Raw genomic sequence first — 18,516 nt, 5'->3', positions numbered from 1 at the left:
GGCATTCGCAGCGATGGCTGCTGGCTGCGGAGCGTCAAGGTTGCCTCCCTGCGCAAGAAGTCCGGCCATCGGCGCCATGAGCAAGATGCCGGTTGTCGTGATGCTGTCGATCCGCATGGCGGGATTGCCCGCTATCGATACACCGGATGAAAACGACTACTGCCGCGCCGTCGGGGGCCCGTGCAAGACGATCGGCGGCCGCTGCCTCGTGCGCACAATTGATGGGTGCCGGTAACCCGCCTGGTTGTCTTCACATCCATTTCGTCGGGTAATGCTTCCGCTTCTGCATCTACACTCGTTTCTTCGGGTCATTTTCAACGCGCCGCTGACCATCCGTGATGGCACGCCGCAGGCGTAACACCGCGTCCCGCATGTTGCCCGGCAGCGTCGCGCCGAAGCCGATCACGAGTCCGGCCTCCCCGCCGTCGCGATAATGCGGCGATAACGGAGGAGTTTGCAGTCCGAGTGCCACCGCGGCTTCCCATACCTCGAGATCCGCTTCCGGTGCGGCCGCGCCGCGCAGTTTCGCGACCAGATGCAGGCCGGTGTCGGGTGCGCCCCCCCAGTCGAGCACGTCCGCGCAGTTGCATTCGAGCGCGGCCAGCAGGGCATCCCGACGTTCCGCATACAGCATCCGCATGCGGCGCAGGTGCGTCGCGAAATGCCCTTCTCCGATGAACTCCGCAAGCGTGATCTGTAGTGGTGCCGGCGATTGCCGATCGATCAGCGCACGGGCGTGTGAGAATGCCTCGGCGAGCCCCGACGGCGCCATCAGGAAACCGATCCGCAACCCGGGCGCGAGGACTTTCGCAAATGTGCCGATGTAAATCACGCGATTCCCGGCCGATTGCCGACCGAGCGCGCGCAGTGGGTGCAGCGGCCGACCGGCGTAGCGATAGTCTCCGTCGCAGTCGTCCTCGACGATCCATGCGTTCGCACGTTCGGCCCAGTCCAGCAGCGCGAGCCGGCGCCGCAGACTCATCGACACGCCGAGCGGGTACTGGTGCGACGGCGTGACCACCGCCAGACGCGCGTCCGGGGCCGACTGCATGCCGGCTTCGACGTCGAGGCCCTCCGCGTCGACCCGCACCGGCACGACGCGCGCGCCCGCGCTTTCGACCGCGCTGTGTCCCGCAACGAATCCCGGGTTCTCGATCCACACGGCATCGCCCGCGTCGATCAGCAAGCGCGCGGCCAGTTCGATCGCCTGCTGCGAGCCGGACGTGATCACGACGTCATCGGCACTGCACGACAGGCCGCGCGCCACACCCAGATGTTCGGCAATTGCCTCGCGCAGCGGCCGGTATCCCGCCGGATCGGCATAGCCAAGTCGGTCGACGGCCGGTCGGCCGCGCCAGAAGCGCGCGGACAGGCGCGCCCACGTGTCGTACGGAAACGCGTCGAGCGCTGGTGTGCCGGGCGCAAGCAGGCCTGGCCCGCGCGGCACCGGCGTAACCGGCAGGTCGAGCAGGTGACGGCCGCGCGCGGACAGTGCCGGGTACGCTCCGCCGTGTGCCTCGATAACGGACGGTCGTGCCACGGCGGCGGGCGGCGCGAGATCCTCCGGCAACACGTCCGGCACGTAGATACCGGAGCCGCGTTGCCCGTACGCATAGCCCTCCGCGACAAGCCGGTCATACGCCAGCACGACGGTTTGCCTGGACACGCCCAGCTCTGCCGCGAAAGACCGCGTCGACGGCAGGCGCGCGCCGGGACGGAGATGCCCGTTCAGCACGCCGTCGCGCAGGTGACGGGCGATCTGCTCCTGAAGCGGCAGCGTCGATGCAGGATCGATGACGAAAGCACCCCAGGCTGGCGGAGTGGCACGTTTGTTCATGGCCTGAAAGTGGATTGATCCGGTTTTCGAAAGTGGGCTTAGATGATAGTGCCGGCTATTGCTATCGTGTCAATCACGTCATCTCTCCCCTCATCGAACGCATGACTATCGAAGCGTCTCCCCTGCGCCACCGCCTCGCGCTTGCGTCGCTCTATACCGGCGTATTCCTGCCGCCGCTGGATTACTTCATCGTCAATCTGGCGCTACCGGCGATCCATGTCGGCCTGAAAACCAGCGACGCGCAAATCCAGCTCACGGTCTCCGCTTACGCACTGGCGTACGCGGTCGTCCTGATCACCGGCGGACGCCTTGGCGATCTGTACGGACGCAGGCGAATCTTCATGATCGGCATGGCGGCCTTCGTCGTTACGTCGGCGTTGTGTGGCATGGCGACCAGCGGTGCGGTACTGGTCGCGAGCCGCGTCGCGCAGGGTGTCAGTGCCGCACTGATCACGCCGCAGGTCCTCGCGTCGATTCGTACCGTCTTTCCGGTACCCATGCAGGCGCGCTTGATGGGTATCTACGGGTTCGTATTCGGGCTCGCGTCGATAGTCGGGCAAATCGGCGGCGGCGCGCTGATCGACCTGCATCCGTGGGGGCTCGACTGGCGCGCGGTCTTTCTCGTGAACGTACCGATCGGCATACTCGCCGTGGCGGGCACCTGGTTGTATCTGCCCGAGAGCCATGCCAAGCGCGGCGCGCGCATCGATATTCCGGGCATGGCTGCATTGACGGTTGCGCTGATGCTGCTGATCTATCCGCTGACCGTCGGCCGCGAGCTGCACTGGCCCGCATGGACGTTCTGGAGTCTCGGCTTGTGCGTACCTGCGTTCACTGCTTTCATCCGGATCGAACACCGGATCGCGCAACAGGCGCGCGATCCGCTCGTCGACATCTCGGTGCTGCGCCAGCCGGTCGTGGCAATCGGACTGCTGCTCGCGTTCCTGTTCTACAGCATCGCCGCGTTCTTCCTCACCTATGGCCTCTACCTGCAGGAGGGGCTGCGCTGGACCCCACTGCAATCGGGCCTCGGCCTCGCTCCCTACGGCGCGGGGTATCTGCTCGCGCCCCTCGCGACACCGTGGCTCGCACGCCGCATCGGCGAGAACCTGATGCCGCTCGGGTTTGGCTGCCTCGCCGGTGGCTTCGTTCTCTGCGCGACGCAACTGGGTTCGGGTGCGCCCGCATTGCCGTTCTACATCGGCCTCCTGATCGCGGGAACTGGACAAGGGATGGCACTGCCGTCGCTGCAGCGGATCGTACTCGCCGACGTCGATGCGCGACACGCCGGCATGACCGCCGGTGCGATCGTCGCGATGCTCTACATCGGCTCCGCGTTCGCGACCGCCTGTATCGGCGGCGCATTCTTCGGCGCACTCGATGGCGCGGGCGGTAGTGGTGCGTCAGCTTACGCGCACGCGATGCGCATCGGCCTCGAATGGATGCTGGTCCCACTCGTTGCGGGCTTCCTGGTCAGCGTCTGGATGGTGCGGCGGCGTAAGCAGGCGACGAGCGCCATGCGCGGTATCTGACGTAGCCGGCCAAACATGGCGCGCCTGCCTGCGCGCCATGCCCGGCCGTCAAGTCGGAGCCGCGATACACGTCTTGCCGCCTGTCGGAGCGACGCGCTGTCACGTTGATGGAGTCTGTTCACAAGGAGCGTGAAAACGGGCAGCCGCTTCATGCCGCAGACTGATTCCGGGTGACTTCGGTGAATCAACACCATGTCGAGAAGCGTGCGGCAAGGAGTTTGCGATAGAGGTTGGCGCGCAGCAGATACCGCTTCGGAGCCCAATCTGCACGCCATGTTCACCAAGGCACACCATGCAGCGTCAAGCCCATCTCGCCCAGGTGCCAGGTGTGGCCCGGCGCGCGTCGCTCGGCCCGGAGCCGATGGGCGAAGCCGGCGCCGAACTTGTCGCACCCGCGGCGAATTGTTTCGTCACTCACCACTAGAAAGCCGTGTCCGCAGCAGAGCGATTTTCCATTCGTCGTTCCCCCAGCCCAAGCGATCACCGCCCACAACATGCCAACGCTGCTTCGTCGGCGCGGCGGGCGGCCTGCGACTGACGCGCGTAGTTCACCAGATCCTTCGGATACACGGGATTGTCGCGATAGCTGCTGTCGTCAATGTCCCACAGTACCGTCACCAGCGCGGCTTCCAGGCACCAGTAACCGAAGTAGCGTCCGTCCACGTGAGTGCCGTGCCAATACGTGCCCTTCATACCCTTGTACCAATTCTCGACAAACGCCTTGACGAGCGCAGGTCGCTCTTCAGGAGTTCGCACAGTGGCGCTTGCAAGCGACCGATAAGGCACTGGATGCAGCAACACCTGGGGCGCGTGAACGTTCCTGGCAGTCAACTGCAGTACGACGGCCTCCAACAAACCATCCCGTCCCCGGTTACTCTCGTGCGTACGATCCACCGACTCCATGATCTTCGGAATGTACTCGTCGCGGCCCAACAGCTTGCACAACGCGAGCAACCAGAAGATGTACACGTACATGTCTATCCGGGAAATTTTCAGCGTATCAACCTCATTGCCCGGGAGCATCCTGCCCCGCAGCGAAATCCTGTTTCTGGTGAATTCGTCAAAACGCCCGATGACATCCGCAACCTGATCCCTCAACTCCTCAATAGACCGCCCAGCCGTATAGTCGAGAACCAGAAGCTCCAGGCCATCGGATGCCAGATTCCACAGAAAATCCAGATATCCAGTGAAATTCACATGCCCTGATGGAGAAAACCCGTCAAAGGTCCGCTCAAACTCATGAAGATATACATCCCTCAATTCAACATAATATTTTTCCGTTACATATATTTGCCGCTTCTGTTTTGAAAAATTCATGACCAGCCCTCATATTTAAAATCGAAACCCAGCCTTTCTTTAGAGCCAACCTAAATTTCCTGAACGACAGGTTTATCGAAACGGCAAGTCACGTCGAACAACACGCTTACCCTTCTTGCAGGGCGAGCCTTGTTGTCGACGCTACCGGCGCTACCGGCGCATTGAAAACTCCCGCGGCCGGGGCCTCACCGCACTGGAACGTCAACTCACGTGCGTTATCCTGGTCATTGCCATCCGCGTTCATCGCCACCACGCCTTTAAGCGGCAGCACAGGTTTCTTATCGCATATTTCTGCCGCCTTACGCCGACATACTTCCGCCCCTTCGAGCAAGCCATAGCAATCCACCCGATAGGATTTTCCTCCGTTCGGAAGATCGATCGACCACACCGAATACGCTGGACCTGCCGTCGACGAACATCCGGCCAGCAACGCCAATAAAATCAATGAAAATTTATATTTAATCGATGAAATCATCTTAAACACCTCTTCATTTCTTCAAACATCGGGGGCTCACTCCGAAATGGCAAACGATCGGGAGTGCCCGGACTTTTCATCCGGACACGCACTCACCGAACGATCACCATTGGTAACCGATACCCGCGCCGTACGTGTATCCGGCGCTGCCGCCACTGACACCACCGCGAAGTTTCAGGTTATTGGCCAGACGCGCCGTAAAACCGAACGCAAACGCGCTGTACCCCTGATACACGCCTGTTCCAGCGCCGACCATGAGCGTCTTGTTCTGGTCGACGTCGGGGATCATCGTCAGCGCGGTTGCCCCCGCGACGCCGGCGTAGGCCTTTCGTGCCACGTCGTTCACCGAGCTACCCAATGCATTCAGCTGCGATACGTTCACTGCATCGGTCGAGTTGATACCCGGCGCGACATTGGTGATGCGACGTTCAGCGCCCGGTGCGCCTACCGAGACGGTGTCGGGCTGATCCGCGATCGAATTTGCGCCGAGCGCCACGGCGTTCGCTCCCGACGCGGTCGCCCCCGTACCCAGCGCGACGCCATGTGTGCCCGATACGAGCGATTGCGCGCCAACCACTGTCGCCCCTTCCGACGACGCGCCCGCGCCGTTGCCGATCGCGATGGCATTCGCTCCGCCCGCCGTCGCATTCGGACCGAATGCCATCGAATTCAGCCCCGTCGCCCCATTGTTCGCGTAATTTCCGCTGGCGGTCCCGCCATCATTGACGCTGAAATAGTGGGTCCGGGTGCTTGCGATCAGATTCGTGACCGCCTCCACGTTCTGTACGATTGACGTGGCCGAGGTGGACAACGCGGTGGACAGTGAACTCAACCCGATCGAGGTCGACGTCGACAACGACACAAGATTGCTGTTGGTCAGATTCAGACCCGTCGACAAGGAGCTGATACTGGTCGATGTCGACGTGGACAACGCGCCGATACTGGTTGAAAGCGACGCAACATTCGACGCGGTCGACGTCGACAGATTGTTCACGGCCTGATTCGTCGCGTTCAGCTGACTGCCGTTGATCGCATCCGTGCTGGTTGCCGAGATGCGTCCGGCGGCAACGTTCGTGATCTGGCGCTCTGCCCCAGGCGCGCCAACGCTGACGACACTGGCCGGATTCGCTCCGGCAAACGAGTAGGTCGCGCCCCCGATCGTCGCTCCCGACGTCGGATTGGGTGCCGCCGTGATCGAGCCGGCCCCCAGCGCAACATCGTTGATATTGCTTGCGATCGCGTTCGCCCCGAAGGCCAGCGCCCCGACCGCCGCTGCCGTCGCGCCATTGCCCAACGCAAGCGCTCCGTCGCCGATGGCCACGTTTGCATTGCCGAGCGCCACGGCGCCATTCCCGGTCGCCGTGTTGTTGGCCCCCATCGCCACCGCACCGATACCCGTTGCGACGTTCGGATCGCCGATCGCCACCGCGCCGTCGCCGCTTGCCGTGTTGCCGGAGCCAAGCGACACGGCCTTGCCGCCCGTTGCCATCGCGTTCTGGCCGATCGCGACCGCGCCCGCCGACTGCGCGTTCGCCCCGTCTCCGACCGCGACGCTGCTGCTGCCCGCCGCGCTGGCGTTCACGCCGGCGGCCAGCGCGTTGTTGCCCGTGGCGCCATCGTTGGCATAGTTGGCCTGCTGCGCGCCGCCGTCGTTGACGCTGTAGTAATGCGTCTTCGCTGCGCTGATCGCGGTCGAGGCCGAGGTCGACAGCGATATGACCGAGCTGTTGGTCGTGCTCAGGCCTGTGGACAATGAACCGATGCCCGTGGACGTCGACGTGGACAGCGACACGATCGAGCTGGTGGCCGACGAAAGGCCCGTCGACGTGGAAGTCGACAGCGACGTAATCGAACTGCTGGCTGACGAGAGGCCGGTCGAGGTCGACGTGGACAGCGACGTGATCGAGCTGCCGGCCGACGACAACCCCGTCGAGGTGGACGTCGACAGCGACATGATCGAGCTGCTGGCCGACGACAGCCCCGTCGACGTGGAGGTCGACAGCGACATGATCGAGCTGTTTGCCGACGAGAGACCGGTCGAAGTCGACGTGGATAGCGACATGATCGAGCTGCCGGCCGACGACAGGCCGGTCGACGCGGACGTCGACAGCGAACTGATCGAGCTATTGGCCGATGACAGACCGGTCGAGGTCGAAGTCGACAAGCTGGCGATGTCCGAGATCGTAGTGCTGGCTACCGCGTAAAGCTGGCTGCCGTTGATGGCGTCCGTGCTGCCCGCACTGACGAGGCCGGCCGCGACATTCTGGATGCGACGCTCGGTGCCGGGGGCGCCCACGCTCACGACGCCGGCCGCACCGCTCGCACCTGCGTACGGTCCAAATGTCTGATCTCCGATCGTCGTATTGCTGACAGTACCGGTGCCTTGGGTCGCGCCCGATGCTGCGCTTGTCGTCGTCGCATTCGCGCCGAGCGCGACGGAACCCGCAACGGAAGCGTTTGCGCCCGCTCCAAGTGCGACGGCATTGGCTACGTTGCCGACAAGAGCCGTATCTCCGACGGCGACAGAAGAGAGGCCGCCAGCGGACGCGCCGTGCCCTAACGCTGTCGCGGCTACCGCCGCAGCCACCGAGCCCGCGCCGAGCGCGGTACCGTTCACGCCGGTCGTCGTACTCGACGCACCGACCGCCACCGATCCGACGTCCCCGCTCGCAGTCGATCCGCTCCCCAATGCGATCGCGCCAGTACCGCTTGCCGAGTTACCGCTCCCCAGCGCCAACGCACCCGTGCCGGATGCCGTGTTATTGGCGCCCGCCGCCACTGCACCGGTGCCCGTTGCGACGTTCGGTGCGCCGATCGCGACCGCACCGTTGCCGCTCGCCGTATTGGCCGCGCCGACCGACACCGCCTGACCGCCGCTGGCCGACGCATTCTGCCCGATCGCTACAGTACCGGTGGCGCCTGCGCTCGCACCGTTGCCGATTGCCGTAGCCCCCGCTGCGTTGGCAATCGCACTGGTACCCTGGGCGATCGAGTTGCCCCCGGTCGCCGACGCGCCAGTGCCCACCGCGATATCGTTGGTAACGGTTGTCGAGCCGCCGACACCAGCCACCGCGTTGAAGCCAGTGGCAATATCACCGGCACCATTGGAAATGGCCCCATATCCAATGGCCACGCCGTTCGCGCCCGTTGCCGATGAGGTAGCGCCCAAAGCCATGGCATCCGTTGCGCTCGACATGCTACGGGCACCGATTGCCATTGCATTCGCCGCCGAAGCAGTCGCCAGTGTTCCTAACGCGATGGATGTGGTACCGCTTGCCGTGGTTTGATCGCCGAACGCAGTAGATGCGCCCCCGGATGCGGTCGTCAACGCGCCAAATGCGGTATCGTCAAATGTCGCCGCATACGACGAAGTTCCGAACGCGGAGGAGTGATATCCCGCGGCGTTTGCCAGGTTGCCCAGCGCTGCGGCCTGCGTCCCCGAGGCTTTCGCACCTTCTCCGATCGCGGTCGCCGCCCCGCCCGACGCCGACGCGTTGGGGCCGACTGCCAGCGCGTCGAAACCCGTCGCTCCATCGTTGTTGTAGCCGCCCTGTGGCGTACCGCCGTCGTTGACGCTGAAATAGTGCTGCGTGGCTACGGCAGCAAACGATTGAGCCACCTGATACAACTGACTGCCATTGACCGCATCAGTCGACGTGGCCGACACGTTGCCGTCGGCCACCCCCTGGATTTGCCGGTTACCGACCGCCACGACGCCGTTCGTCGGCGCCTGATTGACCGAGAAGGTCTCGCCGTCGACCACGGCGTTTGCCGTCGTCCAGTTCGTTGTGGCGCTGGTCGCACTCGCGGTCGAACCTGCGCCAATCGCTACGCTGTTCGCGAGCGAAGCCGTCGACGTCTTGCCGATTGCGATGGTGCTTGTGTTGGTCGAGGCGGCCTCGCTGCCAAGCGCAATGGAGTCCGAGCCCGTCGCCTGCGCGCCTTGCGTCGTGTCGCCGCCAATCGCGATGGCGTTGGCGCCACTTGCAATGGTCGCGTTTGCGGCATTTCCATTTCCGCCGAAACCCAACGCGACGGATCCGTTTCCGGTCGCTTGCGAGCCGATGCCGATTGCGGTGCTGCCCGTGCCGGACGCCGTGTTGTACAAGCCGATTGCGGTCGCTCCCGCGCCCGAGGCCGAGTTGGCGATGCCGAGAGCGGTCGAGCCGGCCAGCCCCGCAAGATTGTTCATCCCTATCGCGGTCGAGCCCATGCCCAACGCCTGGTTGCCGCAACCACCCGCGAACGAATTGAATCCCCATGCAAGCGTGGCTTGCGAACCCGTGGGACTCGTCCCTCCCCCGGAAAAATCGCCCGTGCCGGAGTAGTTGACGGTCACGCCGTTATTGGTCCCCCCCGCTGGATACAATGTCCCGGGATCGGTTGTCTGCGAAGTCGTGCCAAGCAACCATGCGGTATTTGCGGCATTCAGCGTCATCCGCGTCGCGGTAAGCGACAGGCAATCGACGTCACCCGTAAGGGCGACACCCTGGGCCGCGGCGCCGATGTAGCTGTTGGACAGCGATCCGGTTGTCGAACCCGATCCCCCCGCGACGTTGGAGCCCGTCGTATCGCCGCCGCCATCGACGAGGCCCGCCATCGCATTCGTTACACCCGAAAGAGCGAGAAACAACACTGCGACAGCATCTGCGATGGCCGATTGTCGCCGTGAATGTTCGACCGAAGCACCGGATACCGTTCTCGATCTGGTCCCGCTTCGCTTCGATCGCGCCAATTCAGACGTGACGACGAATGCGCCAACGGCCCCGCACCAGATAACCTTGAATATCTTGTTCAAACCGACTCCTACCTACAACTTATTTTAGTTGTACGACAAATAAATAAAATAGGAATGCATAACAATCAGTCTGGATCGCCGATGTAATGGAAGTCATTTTTCGTCGCATTCCTGTCGCAGCCGGATCGTCCTTGCGGACCATCCCCCCAAGTCTGGAAAATGATGTGTGCCACACACGAGACGGCCGGCACATTCCGTTCCCCGCAGAGCATTTTTACCTCGAACCGCATTCATCCTACGACGCAAGCTTGGCGCGTTTTCCCCTCATTTGCCGGTTGCGCATATCTCGGGGAGTCGGGTAACGGCCCAGTGAAGACCGGTTCGCATCAGGGTGAGCCACGGGACGACGCCCAAAAAAATGGGCGACGATGACCGACAATGGAAGACGAACAAAATGAATTGACGGCAAGTCGCAAGGATGCTTGCGGTCCGGACGCGATTCAGGGCAAAGTGACAATCGCTTGCGGTCAATGAATGACACCCACCCAATAAGGGTCAGGAACCCGGAAGCCAGCAAATCGTTGTATTTCTGTCCGGCCGCGCGCCCTTTTTCTTCCGCCGCTCGCGGCAATCACCGAGAGGCGGTCGATTGCGCCCCCCCCTCGCCCGATTTCAATGCGAATGGATCAGTGTTGGGGGCTTCCCGGCGTCCGTTCCGGGTCCGGCTTGTGACGCTGCACGTCTTCGCCACCGATCGGCGCGTCGACCGGCGATTGCAGGTCGATCAGGAACCTGACCGGATTGCTCGCGATCGCCGCAGCGAACCCGTCCTGGTCCCGCTTGGCCCGCTGCCTTGCCTATCCGAGCAACGACTGAAGTTCCGCTTCAGGCCGTCGGTCTTCGACGGTCATGCCGCTGCCGCCGTCGCCGTGCTCGATGCGCCCCGACGCCTTCAGCTCCGCGAGCCGCGTATCCAGCAAGTGCGCATTCGTTTCGCATGCTCCCGCAACGCCCGGAACGCGATGAACTCGCCGCGCAGTTCTCGCAGGCTGCGCAGCGCGGTGCGACGCACAGCCCGAGCCGATCCGGCACGACCATGATGAGTCGTCCCTTCGACGATTCGCCAAAACGTTGTCCGCTTCATGATGCGATCAAGCTGTACTTTATAAAGCAAACGACAGGAATGACTCGAGCGGCAAATTCATGCGCTTTACTTTTTAAAGCTCAATTCCCAAGCCGGTTACACCGATATCGCCACACACCGGTTGTCATGCACCCCAACGTATCGCGCCGCACCGCCGCCATTCACGCCCGACATCGCTGCTTCGATCGAGTGGATCATGGAAAACCGACCGCTGTTTCACCAGTTCATCACGCTGGCGCAGGTCGCGGCACTGGCAAACGCGCAGGTTCGATACTTGCGCACGGCGCGGCCGCCAGATCGCCTCACCGGGCGAACGAGGAATCGCGCCCGGACCACCCGGCAGGTCCGAAAGCGCCACACGGCTACGAGGTCATACAGCCGACGTCACGCCCGATGCAATACACGCTGACGATCGATGCGCCGACCGGCCTGCTCGTGACACCTGCGTCGAAATGCACGTCGTTTTTTCCGTATCGACTTCAGTGTCGCAACCACGAAGCCGGCAACGAAGCGCACGCAACACCCTCCTTGCCTCACGTGTTCGAGCAGTCCTCGATTGCGGACCCGTCGACGGATCGCTAAGATCAATTCCAGGTTGTCGTGCCATGCAGCTGCATGCACATGTCAACGGTTCGTTAGTATGTGAACAAAGGGCGCACACAGCGGCCAAGTACGGTAATGTCGTACGGTTGCGCCGGATCGAGTAGTGCCACTCGCTCCGTGCGGCGAACACGCCCCCGATCGAACGCGGCGTTGTCGTAGCGGAAACGCGTGTCGACACATGAAGTCGCTGCGACACGGTATCCCGGCAATGCGGCTGGATACACATACGGCAGGAATTCGAATCGCGGATCGACCCTCGTGCCGGGTCCCGCGAAGCGTCAATGCCGGCAGGCGCGCGGGGGCCCCTGCGCGCCTCGCGCAAGCGTGCCGGACGGTTTCCCGTGCTTCGTGCAAACCCTGCGCATGATCGCAGGTTGTCGTCTGTCGGCCGCGAGATTCGACCCGCCGTTTCGTGGCGCGTCGTGATCCGGCTTTCTCGAACGCCCAGCCGTCGGGCTCCCGGAGGGAAAACGGGCCATGCTTGCCGCCCGGACAAACAGCATGAGAAGAGGCTTCTTCGTTTCGACAATCAACCGCAGGTTGTCACCATGAAGTATCCGCAAGTATTCGCGTTCGTCAGCGTTGCGAGACTCGGCAGCATCCGTGCCGCCGCCCGCGAAATGGGTGTGTCGCAGGCAGCCGTCACGAAAACGATGCGCCTGCTCGAGGAGGAGTTGGGCACCGCGCTACTCACGCGCGGTGTCGGCGGCGCCGCCCTGACCGCGGCCGGCCGGTTATTGCTGCCGCGCGCGATGCTGATCGTCGAAAACATGAGCCTGCTCGACGGCGACGTGTCGGCCGACGACTGCGGCCGGGTCTCGATCGGCCTGTCGATCATGGCCTCGGCCCGCCTGCTGCCGCTCGTGCTGCCCGACTTCCTGGCGCAACGGCCGCGCGCACCGCTGCGTATCGTCGACGGCACGCTTGCGTCGGTGCTTCCCGGCCTGCGAGACGGCACACTCGACTTCGGTGTCTGCACAGCGCTTGCGGAGTCGATCCCCCAGCCGTTTCAGTTCGAGCCGTGGTTCCGCCGGCCGACGGCCGTGATTGCCCATCGCAACCACCCGCTCGTCAACCGCCGCTGCACGCTGGACGACCTGACCCGGTTTCGCTGGGTAAGCGGCGGCATCCGGATCATGACGCAATCGTCCACCGTCGGCGCGGCAAGAGTGATCGAGGCGCCGCAGGCCATCCAGAGCCAGAATGTGGTCGCGACGCGCGCGGCGCTCAAATGCACCAACGCGCTCGCGGTCGTGAACCTCGATATCGCATCCGAAATCCAGGATTTCGATCTCGTCGCGCTCGATCTCGAAGAGCCGCTGCCCGACTTGACGGAAGGTCTCGTGACGCGATCGGACCTGTTCCTGTCACGCAACGCGCAACTGATGATGGAGATGCTGAGGGAACGGGCGCTGCGTTCGTTCGCGTGAGCGTTCGGTGACGACACGCCGATTCGGCGCGCAACCGCCCACCGTCATGCTTTCAGCACCTGATGGATGGCCGACGCAGCGACGTCGATGAATTTCGCAAGCTTCGCGGATTCGCCCATTTCCTGGGAAAACATGATGTTGACCGGCACCGGCTCGCCGACCCACTCCGGCAATATCCTGACCAGACGCCCCGCCGCGATGTCGTCCCGCACCACCCACTCCGGAATCAGCACCGCGCCGATTCCCTGGCGAGCGGCCTCGCGGGTCACCAGTACCTGGTCCGCGGAGAACACGGGGTCGATCTTCAACTCGCACCGTTCCTGCCGGTCGTTGTGAAGGACCAGCTTGTTCTTGTCCTTGTTGACCAGCGATATCCATGGAATGTCGCGAAACGACGCGCAGTCCGATTGATCAAACGCGTGCTTCTCCACGAACGCCGGGCTGGCCACTACGATCCGGTCGAGCTCTCCGACCTGGCGCACTTCCGAGGTCTGATCAAACGGCTGGCCGAACCGGATGATGCAATCGATCGACTCTTCATGGAAGCGGGCCGGTGCTTCGCTCGTAACCCACTCCAGCTTCACCAGCGGGCACGCCTCGAAATACCTCGCCGCCACGTTCGTGAGCCATTCGGGAGCCAGAAGGTGCGGCACGGCCACGCGCAGATACCCGCGCGGTTCGACGCGTTCGCCCCGCATGTCGTGTTCGAACTGCACCATCTCGCTGATCAGCTTCCTCGCATATTCGTAGTAGCGACGGCCGGCCTCCGTGATGCGCATCCCGTGCGTGGTTCGATTGATCAGTTCCAGGCCGATGAAACTCTCGAGCGATTGAAGCTGGCGGCTCACCGTCGGCTGGCTGGTATTCAGCAACCTCGCTGCCTCCGTAAAGCTTCCCATCTCGACGATTCGCACGAACGTGTCCATCAGGACGAACCTGTTTACCTTGAAATCCATGATTCACACACCAGTCAATACGGAGCCTTCGCCCCCGGTCGTTCAACAGATCAAAGATGCACGGATCCTGCGCGCACCCGCAAATTCCTCACGCAGCTGGCCGCCTCGGGCTCACGATCGCGATTGCCGATGCCGTTTCGGCACTCGATATGCGCGGACCGCGTTCCAGCCGTGAGTGCACCGATCGATGACGAACCCTGTCGTGCAGTCATGTTCGACGGCCGCCCGCAAGGCGGCTCGCCGACATCGAATTCCTCGACGCACACACTCCGGGATCGGCTTGAACACATGCGGGTCATCGCGACGCATTCGATCGTGCGTGTCGGGTTCGACACGAGATCATGGATTGCCGTACACCTCGAAACGCTCCGTACCGCCGTCGAATCGGTTGAACGCATCATATGCAGTGGATTCGTTCCGCGTAAGACGTTGTTTTTTTATATAAATAACTCTCGGTTGTCGTTGGGCGCCGGCCCAATCCTCATGAGAATTCGACGGTTCCGGGCGTGCGCAGTCGCCGCGGATGCAGGCGACGCACGGGCTGCGGCTTGTCTGACCGGCCTTTCGCGGACAGTGGCCACGAGAGCCTCGCGCGCTCGACAAGACCGGTCGCGCATGGCCTGGGCTACACGGTTCCGCTGTCGTGCGCATGACCCATTCAGGGAAATACCTGCCGGTCAGTTGCTTTCAAATTCCTGTCGAAAAAGATCCGCCGACACGGCGGACCGACATACGCGCACGATCGCCGTGTTTGGCCCGATCGCCCCTCCATGTTCCGCTTGAAGGCACCGACGGAAACCCGACGGCTTCCCGGTCGCGGCCAAATTCGCAACAAACCCCGAGTCGTTCGCGTCCCGATACCCGCCCCCCGCCTGTCGATTCCACTTGCGGCCGCCTCCCTTCGTCCCGTCGGACTCGCCGTACGAGTGCAACACCGCTCCGTTACGTCACGGCGCTTGTATCGCGCTTCCCCACCCCGTTTCGCCGATCGCGCGCAGGACGGCCCCCTGCCCGCCGGTCGGCAAGGGCCGTCTCATGTCGGGCTTCGGCGAAATCCGGTTTTTCAATAACCGACATCCATCCAGTAAATTTCAGAAAAATAGAATATTAAAAATCAAGAAATGTTTACGTCGGAACAATAAATAACGCGATTTAAATAACAGTTATTCGACAATGGAAATTTGCAATAGTTAAAAAAAACGCCATTGAATTTAGGCCAACCATTATTGAGCAATCGAATAATTTGCATTATCGTCCAATCCTCGCAACAGCAACTCGAGTACTCAACGGCCCAGCCAATCGCTCGACATTCACGCAACGAATAACTGATTTTCAAATCCCGATATTCAGCCACGGGATTTCAGTTATTCATTCATGCAATGTCAATAAATTTAAAGATTTAATCCCTGGATAGCACGTTATTTATTGCTAGCCTTGAGATTACAAAAAAATCATATGTTGCATGAGGCGGCAGCAGTCACCTCATTCGCCGAGCGATAGATGCCTGAGAGCACCATCAACTGTTCGATCTGGTAACTTCAATTAGGTGTTCTTATGAATAAGTCATACAAGACAGTTTGGAATGAGTCTCTCGGTGCGTGGGTAGCTGTCAGCGAAATCGACCGGAGCAAGCGAACCGGTGGAAAGTCCGGCGACGCCACCCCTCTCGAGCGCAGCGCCGGTTTCATGGGAGCGTTGCTGTCCGTGAAATTCATCGCAATGGGCGCGTTGACGGCGTTTCTTGTCGCGTCCTCCCCGCTTTACGCGCAATCGAACGGCGTCACGGTGCTTGGCAACATCAACAATGGCACGCTGAACAACGGGGCCGCGCTCGGCGGCACGATTGGCGGCACCGTCAACAACGTCTTCGACGACGGCATTCCGAACCTCGACCCGACAGTCTGGGGCTTCGGCGGCACGGCCATCAATTACGTCACGAATGCCGCGCTGATTGGCGCATCGATCGGCTCTCCATCGAGCGCGTGCTCGAATTTGAGCGCGACGTACGCATGCACCATCGAGTATGGAACGACCGCAGGCTTGAGCCAGACCGGGAACATCGTCACGCCGACCCTGAACATCGCCACGGCACTGATCAACGCCACGACAGGCGCCTATAGCGCGACCAATACCCTTCTTACCGGCCTGGCCCCTGGCCTGATTTCCCCGACATCCAACGATGCCGTCACGGGGGCACAGCTTTACAACGTCGAGGCCTCCCTCTCGACCTCCACCGTGCACTATTTCAGCGCGAACGACAGCGGCACGCAGCAAGGAAACTACGCCAACAACGGCGCGACGGGTATCAACGCACTCGCGATCGGAGCCAATGCCACGGCCGGTTCGACATCGACCATTGCCATCGGAAATGCGGCGAATACCGGCGCGGCCGGCAGCGGCACGTTCAACAACATTGCGCTCGGAACCAATGCGCTGAACGGAGGCACGGTCGGCACCGATGGCGTCACCGGCGGGCAGATCGCCATCGGGAGCGGCGCCACGACCGCCGTGGACGGTTCGATCGCGATCGGCATGGGCGCCCAGGCGACGCTGAACAACTACAACATGGCACTCGGCTATGACGCCTCGTCGACGGGCAACAGTGCCATCGCGATGGGGCGTCAATCCGATGCGGTTGGCGACTTTTCCGTTGCGGTCGGGCCGTTCGCGACGGCCAGCACCCAAGGCGCCGTCGCCATCGGGCAGTCGGCCAGTGCGACCGGCGGGAAAGCGGTCTCGATCGGCTCGGGCAACACGGCAAGCGGCAACGGTGCGGTGTCGATCGGCGATCCCAACGTGGCAACGGGCACCGGCGCGGTAGCGGAGGGCGCCAATAACACCGCGTCCGGCAACGGCACCGTGGCGCTCGGGAACGGCAACTCGGCGAGCGGCACGGGCTCGGTTGCGCTGGGCAGCGCCAGCGTGGCGACCAACAGTGCCGTGGCCGTTGGCCTGGGCGCGAACGCGACCGGTGCAAACGGCGCGGTCGCGGTGGGCAACGCGGCAACGGCAACGGGGGTCGGCGCAATCGCGCTCGGCAACACCGGGTCGTTCGGCGCGAATGCCATCGCGTCGGGTTCCGATGCGCTGGCGCTGGGGAATGGTTCTACGGCAAGCGGCGGTTCGGGCTCGGTGGCGCTCGGCGCCTCGAGTACGACGACCGCGGCGAACGGCACGGCGATCGGCGCAGGATCGGTCGCGTCGGCAAACAACTCGACGTCGCTGGGTCACAATACCTCCGTCGGCGGCGTCTCCTCCGTTGCCGTCGGCGATTCCGCCCAGGTCGGCAGCAATGTCGCCTATGCCGTGGCAGTTGGCTCGGCCGCGAATGCTTCTGTCGCGGGTTCCGTTGCACTGGGTGCGAACGCGACCACGACAGGCGCGGCTTCGAGTACCACTCAGGGCACCGGCGTTGTCAACAGCACGGTCATCGGCGGCCAGACTTTCGGTACCTACGCCGGCGCGAGTAGCTCATCCGGTGTCGTGAGCGTAGGCAGTGTCGGCTCCGAGCGCCGCATCCAGAATGTGGCGGCCGGCCTCGTCAGTGCGAGCAGCACGGACGCCATCAATGGCAGCCAGCTTTACGCGGTAGCCAGCACCACGACGTCGAACCTCACGAGCCTGTCGACTTCGACGTCGACCGGCCTGTCGTCGACCAACAGTTCGCTGACGTCGCTGTCCACCACGACCTCGGCGGGCCTCTCGTCGGCCAACAGCTCGATCGCGTCGCTGTCCACTTCGGCGTCGACGGGCCTCTCGTCAGCCAACAGCTCGGTCACGTCGCTGTCCACCTCGACCTCGACGGGCCTCTCGTCGGCTAACAGCTCGATCGCGTCGCTGTCGACTTCGACGTCGACCGGCCTGTCGTCGGCCAACAGCTCGATCACCTCGCTGTCGACCTCGACCTCGACCGGCCTGTCCTCGGCCAACAGTTCGATCACCTCGCTGTCGACCTCGACCTCGACCGGCCTCTCGTCGGCCAACAGTTCGATCACCTCGCTGTCGACCTCGACCTCGACCGGCCTGTCCTCGGCCACCAGCTCGATCGGTTCCCTGTCAACCGGTCTCTCGTCGACCAACAGCTCGGTCACCTCGCTGTCGACCTCCACGTCGACCGGCCTCTCGTCGGCCAACAGCTCGATCACCTCGCTGTCGACTTCCACGTCGACCGGCCTGTCCTCGGCCACCAGCTCGATCGGTTCCCTGTCGACCGGCCTGAGCTCGACCAACAGCTCCGTCCTGTCGCTGTCGACCTCGACGTCGACGGGCCTGTCGTCGGCCAACAGCTCGATCACCTCGCTGTCGACTTCCACGTCGACCGGCCTGTCATCGGCCACCAGCTCGATCGGTTCCCTGTCCACCGGCCTGAGCTCGACCAACAGCTCCGTCCTGTCGCTGTCGACCTCCACGTCGACGGGCCTGTCGTCGGCCACCAGCTCGATCGGCTCGCTGTCCACCGGCCTGAGCACGGTCACGGTCAAGAC

Annotated in this window: 10 protein-coding genes and 1 pseudogene; 5 read left to right on the top strand and 6 right to left on the bottom strand. The window is 62.9% G+C overall.

What is annotated here, in order from left to right; all coding sequences use genetic code 11:
* Positions 1–76: 76 nt before the first annotated feature.
* On the top strand, positions 77–235 hold the full coding sequence (locus tag GQ56_RS45510) for a hypothetical protein (RefSeq protein WP_160257539.1): 159 nt from the start codon (positions 77–79) through the stop codon (positions 233–235).
* A 54-nt stretch (positions 236–289) separates the two neighbouring features.
* Here the strand turns inward: GQ56_RS45510 and pdxR are convergent, their stop codons facing one another.
* Positions 290–1,837, bottom strand: coding sequence for a MocR-like pyridoxine biosynthesis transcription factor PdxR (pdxR, locus tag GQ56_RS0105235; RefSeq protein WP_043301136.1), 1,548 nt, complete (start codon positions 1,835–1,837; stop codon positions 290–292).
* Between the two features lie 14 nt (positions 1,838–1,851).
* Here pdxR and GQ56_RS0105230 point away from each other — a divergent pair, with 14 nt between their 5' ends.
* Entirely contained in the window at positions 1,852–3,369 is a 1,518-nt protein-coding gene (locus GQ56_RS0105230) for an MFS transporter (RefSeq protein ID WP_152601641.1), read from the top strand.
* Positions 3,370–3,649: 280 nt separating this feature from the next.
* On the opposite strand, the pseudogene GQ56_RS47385 reads toward GQ56_RS0105230, so the two are convergent.
* The 4 genes and pseudogenes from GQ56_RS47385 to GQ56_RS43925 form a co-directional block, all read right to left on the bottom strand.
* Positions 3,650–3,793, bottom strand: a pseudogene (locus GQ56_RS47385) (IS6 family transposase); the annotation flags it as partial.
* Between the two features lie 56 nt (positions 3,794–3,849).
* Positions 3,850–4,686, bottom strand: coding sequence for a PoNe immunity protein domain-containing protein (locus GQ56_RS0105225; RefSeq protein WP_081894819.1), 837 nt, complete (start codon positions 4,684–4,686; stop codon positions 3,850–3,852).
* Positions 4,687–4,792: 106 nt separating this feature from the next.
* Entirely contained in the window at positions 4,793–5,161 is a 369-nt protein-coding gene (locus tag GQ56_RS43930) for a hypothetical protein (protein ID WP_152601640.1), read from the bottom strand.
* Positions 5,162–5,264: 103 nt separating this feature from the next.
* Entirely contained in the window at positions 5,265–9,959 is a 4,695-nt protein-coding gene (locus GQ56_RS43925; protein WP_043301135.1) for a YadA-like family protein, read from the bottom strand.
* A gap of 937 nt (positions 9,960–10,896) precedes the next feature.
* On the opposite strand from GQ56_RS43925, the gene GQ56_RS43920 reads away from it, so the two are divergent.
* Complete coding sequence (locus tag GQ56_RS43920) at positions 10,897–11,625, top strand: hypothetical protein (RefSeq protein WP_152601639.1); 729 nt, start codon at positions 10,897–10,899, stop codon at positions 11,623–11,625.
* 443 nt (positions 11,626–12,068) lie between these two features.
* On the top strand, positions 12,069–13,076 hold the full coding sequence (locus GQ56_RS39985; protein WP_161788545.1) for a LysR family transcriptional regulator: 1,008 nt from the start codon (positions 12,069–12,071) through the stop codon (positions 13,074–13,076).
* Positions 13,077–13,120: 44 nt separating this feature from the next.
* Here the strand turns inward: GQ56_RS39985 and GQ56_RS0105190 are convergent, their stop codons facing one another.
* Positions 13,121–14,032 (bottom strand): LysR family transcriptional regulator, encoded by a 912-nt coding sequence (locus GQ56_RS0105190; RefSeq protein WP_031397640.1) that lies wholly within the window; start codon positions 14,030–14,032, stop codon positions 13,121–13,123.
* Between the two features lie 1,554 nt (positions 14,033–15,586).
* Between GQ56_RS0105190 and GQ56_RS42930 the strand changes: the two genes are divergently transcribed.
* Positions 15,587–18,516, top strand: a 2,930-nt coding sequence (locus GQ56_RS42930; protein WP_265183106.1) for an ESPR-type extended signal peptide-containing protein, incomplete at its 3' end; no start/stop codon positions are given.

The sequence above is a fragment of the Burkholderia paludis genome (assembly GCF_000732615.1).
GTDB lineage: Bacteria > Pseudomonadota > Gammaproteobacteria > Burkholderiales > Burkholderiaceae > Burkholderia > Burkholderia paludis.
The sequence above is the reverse complement of the archived record's forward strand: the minus strand, read 5'-3'. Positions and strand labels throughout refer to the sequence as shown.

Excerpts from the sequence above, each read along its gene's own strand:
- GQ56_RS45510 (WP_160257539.1), top strand. The coding sequence starts at position 77 with ATGAGCAAGATGCCGGTTGTCGTGATGCTGTCGATCCGCATGGCGGGA.
- pdxR (WP_043301136.1), bottom strand. The coding sequence starts at position 1,837 with ATGAACAAACGTGCCACTCCGCCAGCCTGGGGTGCTTTCGTCATCGAT.
- GQ56_RS0105225 (WP_081894819.1), bottom strand. The coding sequence starts at position 4,686 with ATGAATTTTTCAAAACAGAAGCGGCAAATATATGTAACGGAAAAATAT.
- GQ56_RS43930 (WP_152601640.1), bottom strand. The coding sequence starts at position 5,161 with ATGATTTCATCGATTAAATATAAATTTTCATTGATTTTATTGGCGTTG.
- GQ56_RS43920 (WP_152601639.1), top strand. The coding sequence starts at position 10,897 with ATGCTCCCGCAACGCCCGGAACGCGATGAACTCGCCGCGCAGTTCTCG.
- GQ56_RS0105190 (WP_031397640.1), bottom strand. The coding sequence starts at position 14,032 with ATGGATTTCAAGGTAAACAGGTTCGTCCTGATGGACACGTTCGTGCGA.